General features: G+C 64.3%; 10 protein-coding genes. 7 read left to right on the forward strand and 3 right to left on the reverse strand.

The features are described 5' to 3' along the window. The first annotated feature begins 127 nt into the window (after positions 1 to 127). Positions 128 to 1,078 carry a polyphosphate kinase 2 gene (gene ppk2 / locus FFS21_RS21960; protein ID WP_137926841.1) on the forward strand — a complete coding sequence of 317 codons (951 nt, stop codon included), beginning with the start codon at positions 128 to 130 and terminating at the stop codon, positions 1,076 to 1,078. 173 nt (positions 1,079 to 1,251) lie between these two features. Further along, the gene (locus tag FFS21_RS21965; RefSeq protein ID WP_137926842.1) at positions 1,252 to 2,955 is read left to right on the forward strand and encodes a M30 family zinc metallopeptidase; all 1,704 of its coding nucleotides are present in this window, start codon (positions 1,252 to 1,254) and stop codon (positions 2,953 to 2,955) included. A 49-nt stretch (positions 2,956 to 3,004) separates the two neighbouring features. Here the strand turns inward: FFS21_RS21965 and FFS21_RS21970 are convergent, their stop codons facing one another. After that, the gene (locus FFS21_RS21970; protein WP_137926843.1) at positions 3,005 to 4,096 is read right to left on the reverse strand and encodes a substrate-binding domain-containing protein; all 1,092 of its coding nucleotides are present in this window, start codon (positions 4,094 to 4,096) and stop codon (positions 3,005 to 3,007) included. Positions 4,097 to 4,230: 134 nt separating this feature from the next. On the opposite strand from FFS21_RS21970, the gene FFS21_RS21975 reads away from it, so the two are divergent. The 5 genes from FFS21_RS21975 to FFS21_RS21995 all read left to right on the forward strand — a co-directional run bounded on the left by FFS21_RS21975 (position 4,231) and on the right by FFS21_RS21995 (position 10,414). Then, positions 4,231 to 4,782, forward strand: a complete 552-nt coding sequence (locus tag FFS21_RS21975) for a formate dehydrogenase subunit gamma (RefSeq protein ID WP_137926844.1) — start codon at positions 4,231 to 4,233, stop codon at positions 4,780 to 4,782. Then, the gene (locus FFS21_RS21980) at positions 4,779 to 6,344 is read left to right on the forward strand and encodes a formate dehydrogenase beta subunit (protein ID WP_137926845.1); all 1,566 of its coding nucleotides are present in this window, start codon (positions 4,779 to 4,781) and stop codon (positions 6,342 to 6,344) included. Before FFS21_RS21975 ends, FFS21_RS21980 begins: the two co-directional genes overlap by 4 nt. A gap of 77 nt (positions 6,345 to 6,421) precedes the next feature. After that, positions 6,422 to 9,295 carry a formate dehydrogenase subunit alpha gene (fdhF, locus tag FFS21_RS21985; protein ID WP_137926846.1) on the forward strand — a complete coding sequence of 958 codons (2,874 nt, stop codon included), beginning with the start codon at positions 6,422 to 6,424 and terminating at the stop codon, positions 9,293 to 9,295. Between the two features lie 18 nt (positions 9,296 to 9,313). Then, positions 9,314 to 10,162 carry a formate dehydrogenase accessory sulfurtransferase FdhD gene (gene fdhD, locus FFS21_RS21990; RefSeq protein ID WP_137926847.1) on the forward strand — a complete coding sequence of 283 codons (849 nt, stop codon included), beginning with the start codon at positions 9,314 to 9,316 and terminating at the stop codon, positions 10,160 to 10,162. A 9-nt stretch (positions 10,163 to 10,171) separates the two neighbouring features. Further along, positions 10,172 to 10,414: a formate dehydrogenase subunit delta gene (locus FFS21_RS21995; RefSeq protein ID WP_137926848.1), complete on the forward strand. Its 243-nt coding sequence runs from the start codon at positions 10,172 to 10,174 to the stop codon at positions 10,412 to 10,414. Positions 10,415 to 10,451: 37 nt separating this feature from the next. On the opposite strand, the gene FFS21_RS22000 is transcribed toward FFS21_RS21995, so the two are convergent. After that, positions 10,452 to 10,931: an MgtC/SapB family protein gene (locus FFS21_RS22000; protein ID WP_137926849.1), complete on the reverse strand. Its 480-nt coding sequence runs from the start codon at positions 10,929 to 10,931 to the stop codon at positions 10,452 to 10,454. A gap of 108 nt (positions 10,932 to 11,039) precedes the next feature. Beyond that, positions 11,040 to 11,735, reverse strand: a complete 696-nt coding sequence (locus FFS21_RS22005) for a transglycosylase domain-containing protein (protein ID WP_137926850.1) — start codon at positions 11,733 to 11,735, stop codon at positions 11,040 to 11,042. Positions 11,736 to 11,904: the final 169 nt, after the last annotated feature.

Here is an 11,904-nt window from a genome sequence, read left to right on the forward strand (position 1 = left end):
CGATCGGGCGAGTGATCGGGCAGCCATGCGTGACATTTATGACAAGTCACCTATTTGCCATCTCGCAGGCGTAGCATGGTTGGCGTGAGCCATGCGTCCGTTCGGGCGCGGGTGACGGAGGATATCCATGGATTACAACGACGAAACGCTGATCCAGCGCATTCACCGCGAGGTGGCGGACTATTACGACGAGGAACTCGAGCTTGAACTCGAGGACCGCGATCCCATGCTGGTGCAGCGGGTATTGTCCGGAGACATTGGCGGCCCCGGCGACAACAGCAATCTCAATGGCGATGAGGCCGAGCGTGCCGAGCGCCACATGTACTTCCGCGAACTGTTCCGCCTGCAGGGCGAACTGGTCAAGCTGCAGAGCTGGGTGGTGGCCACGGGCCACAAGGTCGTGATCCTCTTCGAAGGACGCGATGCGGCGGGCAAGGGTGGTGTCATCAAGCGCATCACGCAGCGCCTGAACCCGCGCGTCTGCCGCGTGGCCGCGCTGCCGGCGCCCAATGACCGCGAACGCACGCAGTGGTATTTCCAGCGCTATGTCTCGCATCTGCCTGCCGCTGGCGAGATGGTGCTGTTCGACCGTAGCTGGTACAACCGCGCCGGCGTGGAACGCGTGATGGGCTTCTGTACCGATGACCAGTACGAGGAGTTCTTCCGCTCGGTGCCGGAGTTCGAACGCATGCTGGTGCGCTCGGGCATCCAGGTGATCAAGTATTGGTTCTCGATCACCGACGACGAGCAGCACCTGCGCTTCCTGAGCCGCATCCACGATCCGCTGAAGCAGTGGAAGCTGAGCCCGATGGACCTGGAGTCGCGCCGCCGCTGGGAAGACTACACGCGTGCCAAGGAAATCATGCTCGAGCGCACGCATATTGCCGAGGCGCCTTGGTGGGTGGTGCAGGCGGTGGACAAGAAGCGCGCACGGCTCAACTGCATCCATCACCTGCTGCAGCAGATGCCGTACGTGGAGCCGTCAGCGGCCACCATCGTGCTGCCGGATCGCGAGCGCCACGCCGACTACACGCGTCTGCCCGTGCCGTCGGAGATGGTCATTCCCGAGGTGTACTGACACCCGGTATTCCCCGGCCGCGCTGGGTGCGGATGACAACAGATTGAAACGATCGTAGGGACGAAACATGGTCCGCACGACGCAATCGATGCTCAAAAAAGAGCTTCACGCGTCGTTATTGAGAGACCGCTCCGGGACATTCCGGAGTTCGCACATGTTTCTGGAGTTCCTCGATGCGTCGTTCGTCCCCGCGCCCCGGAGCGCGCTTCCCTGCTCCCCACGCTCTGCGCGGCCTGGCCGCTGCCGCCGCCCTGCTACTGACTGCCTGCGGTGGTGGCGGTGGCGACGATAGCGCCCAAGCCGCCACGGCCCAGGCTGCGGCAGCGCCCGTCACGACATCGGATGCACCGCAACTGGTCTCGGGTCTCTCGCAGACGTGCTCGGGTTGCGGTGCGGCTACCAGCGGCGCCTATGCCGGCACCAGTGTCGGCACCTGGGGCTATCCCAATGCCACGGCCAACGCCGTGGACGTGCAGTATTCGATCACTGGCGTGGCCGGCAAGACCATTGCCATGCAACTGACCAACCTGGGCGCGGCTGCCGTGGCCATGCCCACCGGTCTCTCGTCGCAGGTAGCGGCCGAGATGATCTCGCCACAGTCGCTCAGCGTCCAATCGACCGAGGAAACCGCGCAGCGTGCGATCCGCGAATTCAATCGCGCAGGCTGGGCCCAGAGCGCGCCTGCATCGGGCGCCATGAAGAACACGCTGGCTGCGCCGGCACCGTTGGCGGCATCGCTCGGCACCCAGGGCATGACGGAAGGCGCCACGCGTAGCTGGTATCACACCGATGGCACGTCGCGTCCGGCCACGCTGCGCAAACAGGTGACGGCCAGCGACGGCACCACGGTCAACGTCTGGGTGGAAGTGGCCGAGGCAAGTGCCGTGACCGATACGATGGTGCTCGATCTCGCCACCACGTTTGCCGGACCGGGCCTGCTTTACGATCGGCTGGTCCAGGTGGGCGGCGCGGTCTGGGGTGCCAACAACTTCAGCGGTACGCTGCTGCCCTCTGGCCGGCCCATCGACATCGTGGTGCTGAACTTCAATCACGACGCCAAGCCGTATGGCACGGTCGGCTATTTCTGGGGCGTGCACAACTTCCTGAAGACCAAGGAAGCCAACAGCAACGAAGCGATTTCGCTGTATCTGGATAGCGAAACGTTGTCGCTGGGCGCGGCGGCAGGCATGCAGTCGATCAAGACCACGATGGCGCATGAAGGCACGCACATGCAGAACTTCTACCGTCGCCAGGTCACCATGGGTGCCGAGTACGCATACGACGCGTGGCTGGAAGAGATGACGGCTATGCAGATGGAAGACTTCCTGAGCGGCATCATCGTATCCGGCTACAGCCCCATTGGGGATGTGCGCCTGCCTGATTATTACCGCTACAGCGACTACAACTGCAATCTGCTCGATTTCACCGGCTTCGGTGTGACCTGCGAAAGCTATGCGGTGTCCGGCAGCTTCGGCGGCTTCCTGAACCGCCAGCTCGGCGTGGCGTTCCTCCGCGACCTGCTGACCCGCAAGACCGTGGGTTCGAAGCAGGTACTGTCCGATGCCATCGCCGTCCATGCGGGCTGGACGTTCGACAGGGCATTCGTGAACTGGCGCGCGACGACCAACAGCAGCATGCCCGCCGCCCGCACCCCGCTTGACTACGGCTATCCCGCCTGGACCGACGGCACATTCACGCTGCCCGCGATAGACCCATCGGCCAGCAAGTACACCACGCTGCGCAAACTCCCCGCCACGGCGCCCGCCTCCCTGCTGGGCCTCGGCAGCTACATTGCCCCGCGTAGCGATGCCAACGGCGTGTATAGCGACAAGGTGCGCGTACCGGCCGGCGTGACGTTGTCGGTGGTGGTGTATTGATGGGATTGTGATGGCAGGACAAGCGCACACGTTGCGTGCTTGCCCTGCCTTACAAATCCACCCCGGGAAACGCTGCCGCGAACGTCTGCACCAGGCCCGTCAGCGCGCCGTTGTAGCCCGGTAGCGCGTTGACGCGTTCGCGGAAGGTCGCGCTTTTCATGGCGCTGACCGCGCCTTGCATGGCGGGGCTGTGCAGCGCCTCCTTCTGCAGGGCAAAGAAGTAGCGTTCCTGCAGCACGGGCACGAACTCCAGACCGAAACGGCGGGCGGCGGTTTCCACGCCGAAGCCCACGTCGGCCATGCCGCTGCCGATATAGGCGGCCACCGCTGCATGGGTGAATTCCCCGTTGCTGAAACCTTCGATGCGGCTGGTGTCGATGCCGCGCCGCGCCAGCATCAGATCCAGCAGCAGTCGCGTGCCCGAACCCAGTTGGCGATTCACAAAGCGCACGTCCGCGCGCGTGAGGTCTTCGAGCGACGTAACGCCGAGCGGATTGCCGGGACGCACGAACAACCCTTGCTGGCGGGTGGCGAGATGGATCAGGCAATGCTTGTCCGGTTGCAGCCAGCGCGTGAAGCCGCGCAGCGTCTCTTCCTCGAATTCCCCGATCGGTACGTGAAACCCCGCCACGTCGCAGGCGCCTTCGGCCAGCGCGGCTGCGGCTTCCAGACTGCCGCAGTACTTCAGGTCGTGCCGCACCTTCTGCTCGTCGAGAAAATCCCGCAGTGCAGCAACCGCGAAACCGTGGCTGGCGTGAATGCGCACGGCGGGGTCTGAGGCTGCCATCAGCTTCTTGAGTTCGATCTCCAGCTCGGAGGCCAGGCTGTCGAGCGTAGGCGTGAGGCGCGCTGCAATGCGCTTGCTGGCCCACACGAGTTGTTGCGCCATCGGCGTCAGCGTCGATCCCCGTCCCCGGGTCTTGGCAATGAGCGCGCCGCCAAAAAGCGTCTCCGCGTCACGCAGGATTCCCCAGGCGTAGCGATAAGACAACGTCATGGCTTCTGCCGATTGCGCAATGTTGCCGGTGGATTCGATAAGGCTCAGCAGGGCGACCAGGCGTGACACATCCAGCGCTGGCGCGGGCGCCAGGGCGGTGTCGTCGCGGATCTGCAGGTGGGGAAGGATCGAGATACGTAGCATATGCGGAAAATAGCATATTGAATGGGGCAAAACACGGTCCTATAGTCGCATAAAGCGGATAAAAAGCCCGCTGCGGTGATCCCGAATATGAATAAAAAAGCCGATATCGGGGCCGACAAGAAACAGGAGACAAGATGCCAGAAAACGCCATTCCCCAGGCGGCAGCCGGCAGCGACGATGCCGCCGCGGCCCACGCAGCGAACTCGACGATTGCGGCCAGCGACGCCATTGCGCGCATCGTCGAGGCGCGGCGCGACATGCCCGGTGCATTGCTGCCGATCCTGCATGACATCCAGGACAGCCAGGGTTTCATTCCCGCCAGCGCGGTGCCCGTCATCGCAAAGGCGCTGAACCTCTCGCGCGCCGAGGTGCATGGCGTGATCACGTTCTATCACCACTTCCGCGAGCAGCCCGCCGGACGCCACGTCGTACAGGTGTGCCGCGCCGAGGCATGCCAGTCGGTCGGTGCCGATGGTCTGGCCGCGCATGCCTGCCAGTCGCTCGGCTGCGATTTCCACGAGACCACCGCTGACGGCCAGTTCACGCTCGAACCGGTCTACTGCCTGGGCCAATGCGCAACCGGCCCGGCGATGATGATCGGTGAGCGGGTGCATGGGCGGGTCGATGCCCGACGCTTCGATCGCCTGATCGACGCAGTACGCGAAGACGAGGAGGTACGCGCATGAGCACGAACCCGATCACGATCTTCGTGCCGCGCGACTCCACCGCGCTGGCGCTGGATGCCGACGAAGTGGCGCAGGCCATCGCACGCGAAGCCGCACAGCGCGGTGCCGAGGTACGCATCGTCCGCAACGGCTCGCGCGGCATGTTCTGGCTCGAACCGCTGGTCGAAGTACAGACCGACGCGGGCCGCGTGGCCTATGGCCCGGTCACCGAGGATGATGTGCCGGCGCTGTTCGATGCGGGATTCCTCAAAGGCGGCCAGCACGCATTGGCACACGGCCTGACCGACGAGATCCCGTTCCTGAAGAATCAGGAGCGACTGACCTTTGCACGGATGGGCATCACCGATCCGCTGTCGATCGATGACTACATCGGGCATGAAGGCTTTGCGGGATTGACCCGCGCATTGTCGATGTCGCCCGAGCAGGTCGTGCAGGAAGTGCTCGACTCCGGCCTGCGCGGTCGCGGCGGCGCGGCGTTCCCCACTGGCATCAAGTGGAAGACGGTGCTGGGCGCGCAGTCGCCGGTCAAGTACATCGTCTGCAATGCCGACGAAGGCGACTCGGGCACGTTCTCGGACCGCATGGTCATGGAGGACGATCCGTTCGTGCTGATCGAAGGCATGACGATTGCGGGCCTGGCCGTTGGCGCCGAACAGGGCTACATCTACACGCGTTCCGAGTACCCGCATGCGATTGCCGCGACGGAAGCGGCCATCGAGACGGCCATGCAGGCCGGCTGGCTCGGTGACAACATCCGGGGCACCGGCAAGCGGTTCCATCTCGAAGTGCGCAAGGGCGCAGGTGCCTATGTGTGCGGCGAGGAAACGGCCTTGCTGGAGAGCCTGGAAGGCAAGCGCGGCGTGGTACGCGCCAAGCCGCCATTGCCGGCGCTCAAGGGTTTGTTCGGCCAGCCCACGGTCATCAATAACGTGATCTCGCTGGCCACGGTGCCGATCATCCTTTCCCGTGGTGCCACGTTCTACAAGGACTTCGGCATGGGCCGTTCGCGCGGCACGCTGCCGTTCCAGCTGGCTGGCAACATCCGCCAGGGTGGTCTTGTGGAAAAGGCATTCGGTATCACGTTGCGTGAACTGCTGATGGACTTCGGCGGTGGCACGCGTAGCGGCCGCAGCATCCGCGCCGTGCAGGTCGGTGGCCCGCTGGGTGCGTACCTGCCGGAATCGCGCTTCGATGTGCCGCTCGATTACGAGGCCTATGCAGCGTTCGGTGCGGTGGTCGGTCACGGTGGCATCGTCGTGTTCGACGAGACCGTGGACATGGCGAAGATGGCCCGGTATGCGATGGAGTTCTGCGCCATCGAGTCCTGCGGCAAATGCACCCCGTGCCGTATCGGATCGACGCGCGGCGTGGAAGTCATCGACCGCATCATGGCCGGCGACCAGCCCGTGAAGCACGTGGCGCTGGTGCGCGACCTCTGCGACACGATGCTGAGCGGCTCGCTCTGCGCCATGGGCGGCATGACGCCGTACCCGGTGCTCTCCGCGCTGAACGAGTTTCCGGAAGATTTTGGATTGCAACCCAAGCCGGCGCAGGCGGCTTAGGCTGACCACGCACCATACAGACTGACGTATCCCTCAGGGATGCGCATCCTCACAAGCAGTATTTCGGGAGACGTCCCTTGCAAGCACGCGACGATTTCGACTTTGGTACTCCGGCCATCGAGACCGACACACTGGTCACGCTGGAGATCGACGGTGTAGCCGTCACTGTACCCGCTGGCACCTCCGTGATGCGCGCCGCAGCAGAGGCCGGCATCGGTGTGCCCAAGCTCTGCGCCACCGACTCGCTGGAACCGTTCGGCTCATGCCGCCTGTGCCTCGTGGAAATCGAGGGCCGGCGCGGGTATCCGGCATCGTGCACCACGCCTGCGGAAGCCGGCATGAAGGTGCGCACGCAAAGCGGCAAGCTCGGCGACCTGCGCCGTGGCGTGATGGAGTTGTATATCTCCGATCACCCGCTGGACTGCCTGACGTGCCCCACCAACGGCAACTGCGAACTGCAGGACATGGCCGGTGTGGTGGGTCTGCGCGAAGTGCGCTATGCCGATGGTGCAGGCGGTGCCGCACCGATCGCCACGCACACGCATCTGAAGAAGGACGAGTCCAATCCGTACTTCACGTATGACGCGTCCAAGTGCATCGTCTGCAATCGCTGCGTACGCGCCTGCGAGGAAACGCAAGGCACGTTTGCACTGACCATCAGCGGACGCGGCTTCGATTCGCGTGTATCGCCGGGCACGAGCCAGTCGTTCATGGAATCGGATTGCGTGTCGTGCGGCGCCTGCGTGCAGGCATGCCCGACGGCCACGCTGACCGAAACGTCGGTGATCAAGCTGGGCCAGCCGTCGCACAGCAAGGTCACGACCTGTGCCTACTGCGGCGTGGGTTGCACGTTCAAGGCCGAGATGAAGGGCAATGAAGTGGTGCGCATGGTCCCGTACAAGGACGGCGCCGCCAATGAAGGCCACGCCTGCGTGAAGGGCCGCTTTGCATGGGGCTACGCCACGCACAAGGACCGCATCCTCAAGCCGATGATTCGCGCGAAGATCACCGATCCGTGGCGCGAAGTGTCGTGGGAAGAAGCCATCAACTATGCGGCCTCGGAGTTCCGCCGCATCCAGACCCAGCATGGCCAGGATTCGATTGGTGGCATCGTGTCGTCGCGCTGCACGAACGAGGAAGGCTATCTCGTGCAGAAGCTCGTGCGTGCCGCGTTCGGCAACAACAACGTCGATACCTGCGCACGGGTCTGCCATTCGCCGACCGGTTACGGCCTGAAGACCACGCTGGGTGAATCGGCGGGTACGCAGACGTTCCGCTCGGTGGCCAAGGCCGATGTGATCATGGTGATCGGTGCGAATCCGAGCGACGGCCACCCGGTGTTTGCCTCGCGCATGAAGCGCCGCCTGCGTGCCGGTGCCAAGCTGATCGTCGTCGATCCGCGCCAGATCGATCTGGTGGATTCGCCGCACGTCCGCGCCGACTATCACCTGCAATTGCGTCCGGGTACGAACGTGGCGCTGGTCACGTCGCTGGCGCATGTGATCGTCACCGAAGGGCTGCTGGCCGAACAGTTCATCGCCGAACGTTGCGAAGATCGCGCGTTCCAGCAGTGGCGTGATTTCGTGGCACTGCCCGAGAACTCGCCGGAAGCGATGGAAGCCGTCACCGGCGTGCCTGCCGATACGCTGCGCGGTGCCGCACGTCTTTATGCCACGGGCGGTAACGCGGCGATCTATTACGGCCTGGGCGTGACCGAACATGCGCAGGGTTCCACCACGGTGATGGGCATCGCCAACCTCGCCATGGCCACGGGCAACATCGGCCGCGAAGGCGTGGGTGTGAACCCGCTGCGTGGCCAGAACAACGTGCAGGGTTCGTGCGATATCGGCTCGTTCCCGCATGAGCTGCCGGGCTATCGCCACGTATCGGATTCCACGGTGCGTGCCGAGTTCGAATTGGCATGGGGCGTGGACATCAATCCGGAGCCGGGCCTGCGCATTCCCAACATGTTCGAAGCCGCGCTGGGCGGCACGTTCAAGGGCCTGTACTGCCAGGGCGAGGACATCGTCCAGTCCGACCCGAACACGCAGCACGTTTCCGAAGCACTGTCGTCGATGGAATGCATCGTCGTGCAGGACATCTTCCTGAACGAGACGGCCAAGTACGCACACGTGTTCCTGCCGGGTTCGTCGTTCCTGGAGAAAGACGGCACGTTCACCAATGCGGAGCGCCGCATCTCGCGCGTGCGCAAGGTGATGCCGCCGCAGGCCGGTTACTCGGACTGGGAAGCCACGATCCTGCTGTCGAATGCGCTGGGCTATCCGATGAACTACAAGCATCCGTCGGAAATCATGGACGAGATTGCGGCGTTGACGCCGACGTTCTCGGGCGTGAGCTACCAGAAGCTCGAAGAGCTCGGCAGCATCCAGTGGCCGTGCAATGCCGAAGCGCCGCAGGGCACGCCGACGATGCACGTCGATGCGTTCGTGCGGGGCAAGGGCAAGTTCATCATCACCAAGTACGTGGCCACCGACGAGAAGGTGAATCGCAAGTTCCCGCTGATCCTGACCACTGGTCGCATCTTGTCGCAGTACAACGTGGGCGCGCAGACGCGGCGTACGGAGAATGTGCACTGGCACGACGAGGACCGGCTGGAGATTCATCCGCACGATGCCGAGGAACGTGGCATCAAGGACGGCGACTGGGTCGGCGTGCAGAGCCGCGCGGGCGAGACGGTGCTGCGTGCCATCGTCAGCAGCCGGATGCAGCCGGGCGTGGTCTACACGACATTCCACTTCCCGGAGTCGGGCGCCAACGTGATCACCACCGACAACTCTGACTGGGCCACCAACTGCCCCGAATACAAGGTGACGGCGGTACAGGTGATGCCGGTCGCGCAGCCTTCCACATGGCAGCGCAACTACCAGGCATTCAATGAGGAGCAACTGGCCCACCTGCGTGCGGCCGGTGAAACGGCGCCGGCCGGTTGATCAGGGGAGCGCAACGCGATGAAGCGTGATGTGCCGTCACCCGACAGCGCCGCCGGCACCGCAGAAATGCCCGCGCAGCGCACCTTCGAGGTGCGCCGCTGGCGGCATGGCAAGGCGGGCACGGAAGTGGACCACCTGGCCGAAGAGGTGCCGGTCGCGCTGGAGTTCAACGGCATCTCGCACGCGGTGATGCTGGCGACGCCGGCCGATCTCGAAGACTTCGCAATCGGCTTCAGTCTCAGCGAAGGCATCGTGGAACGTGCCGGCGATATCTACGGCATCGACGTGGAGACCAGCGAGCAGGGCATCACGGTCAGGCTCGATATCGCCACGGGTGCATTCGTCGCGCTGAAAGGGCGTCGCCGTGCGATGGCGGGCCGCACGGGCTGCGGACTGTGCGGCACCGAATCGCTCGACGAAGTGATGCGCGTGCCGCAGCCGGTGCAGAGCGCGGCGGTCTTCGATCCGGCGGTGTTCGAGCATGCGTTCGCGGCGTTGCACAAGCGGCAGGCGTTGTTGCGCGATACCGGTGCCACGCACGCGGCGGGCTGGATGCGTGCCGATGGCGAGCTGGCGCTGGTGCGCGAGGATGTAGGCCGCCACAACGCGCTCGACAAGCTGGCGGGCGCGTTGTCGCGTGGCGGGCAGGAAGATATCGCGCACGGGGCGGTCATCGTCACGAGCCGCGCGAGTTATGAAATGGTGCAGAAGACGGCGGCCATCGGTGCGGGCGTGCTGGCTGCGGTGTCAGGGCCTACCGCGATGGCGGTGCGGCTGGCTGATAGTGCGGGCATCACGCTGGCCGGGTTCGTGCGGGGCGGCAGCCTCGTCGTCTATACGCATCCCCAACGACTACATATGGCATAGGGTCCGGCAATGCATATCGAAAACCTGGTCAAGATGGCCAACCAGATCGGCAGCTTCTTCGAAGCCATGCCCGACCATGACGAGGCGCTGGCCGACATCGCCAACCATGTAAAAAAATTCTGGGAACCACGCATGAAGCGCGCGTTCCTGACGCATGTGGACGCGGGCGGGGAAGGGGTCGACCCCATCGTGATCGAAGCCGTGGCACGTCATCGCGACAAGTTCGAGGTGACACTGCGCGCCGCTGCCTGAGGCGCGAGGCATGGCATGGCGTTGACGCGCGGGTGCGTTACGACGCGCGCTTCTCCATGCGAAAGAGCAGTTGCAGGATCGCCAGGCCGAACAGCGTGGCGATCACGGCTGTCGATTCCCGGCCCAGGCCGCAGGCCACGCCGATGGCCGCCACGGTCCAGATGCTCGCTGCCGTAGTCAGGCCGCGAATCTCTTTCTCGTCGGTGTGCTTGATGATGGCACCCGCGCCCAGAAAGCCGATGCCGGCGATCAGGCCCTGCAGTACGCGGCTCATGTCCGCCAGCGGGGTGCCTGCCAATAACGGCACCAGTACGAACAGTGCCGCGCCCATCGCCACGAGCATGTGTGTGCGCAGGCCCGCTGCCTTGCCCGCCGACTCGCGTTCCCAGCCGATCAGGCCGCCGAGCAGGCAGGCCAGCGTCAGCCTGACCAGGATCTTCGTGAGTTCGCTGACATTGTTCACGTCCGCGAACTCCGCCCGCAGCGTGCTATATACCTCGCCCCAGATTCCATCCATGGCCGCCTCGTTATGCGCGTCCCGGCGTGCGCCGGTGGTGAGGTGAGGCTATCACGCAGGATGCACGGCCGCCGTCGGGCGGCGGCTGACACGGGTGCCGGTTGCGGCTTACTTCAACCGGAGCGGCTCCAGCAGCGCAGCGTCGTATTGGGCACCCGTAATGCGTCCGAGGTCCTTCATGCGCAGCAGGATATACGCCTGCCGTTGCCGTGCGCGGCGCGGGTTGACCACAGGGTTGTTGGCCGAAGGTGCCTTCGGCAGACCGGCCAGCATCGCGCATTCGGCCAGCGTCAGTTGCCCGACGGATTTGCCGAAATAGGTATCGGCAGCTTCCCCGAAACCATACGCGCCCTGGCCCAGGTAGATCTTGTTCAGGTATAGCTCAAGGATCTCGTCCTTGCTCAACGCATTCTCGATCCGGTACGCAAGCAGGATCTCGTAGAGCTTGCGCGTGTACGTCTTCTTGCGCGACAGGAAGAAATTGCGCGCCACCTGCATCGTGATGGTCGATGCGCCCTGCGACAGCTCGTCGGAAAGATTGGCGACGCCGGCACGCATCACGCCCACATAGTCGACGCCGTCGTGCAGATAGAAGCGATCGTCCTCGATGGCAACAACGGCCTCGGGCAAGGTGTGCGGGAAGTCAGCGAGCCTGACGTAGCCCGGCGACTGCCGGAACGCCGTGAGCGCATCGAGCGAAGGAAGTTGCCGGCTGGCCATCAGCACGGCAAACGCAATCAGCAGCGCGCCACCCACGAGGGCGAGCAGCACCAGCTTGACGAAGACAGACCAGAGACGTTGCATGGCGCGTATTGTGCCATTGCCTCATGGCTGCCTTCCGGTTTACTCCCCTCTCCCGCTACGCGGGAGAGGGGCGGGGGAGAGGGCCAGCCGCAAAAATTGCGACACGGCCGGCAAGCAGACCCTCCAGCCCTCACCCCCAGCCCCTCTCCCATTGCATGGGAGAGGGGAG

The sequence above is a fragment of the Cupriavidus sp. 2SB genome, from assembly GCF_005503625.1.
Lineage (GTDB): Bacteria > Pseudomonadota > Gammaproteobacteria > Burkholderiales > Burkholderiaceae > Cupriavidus.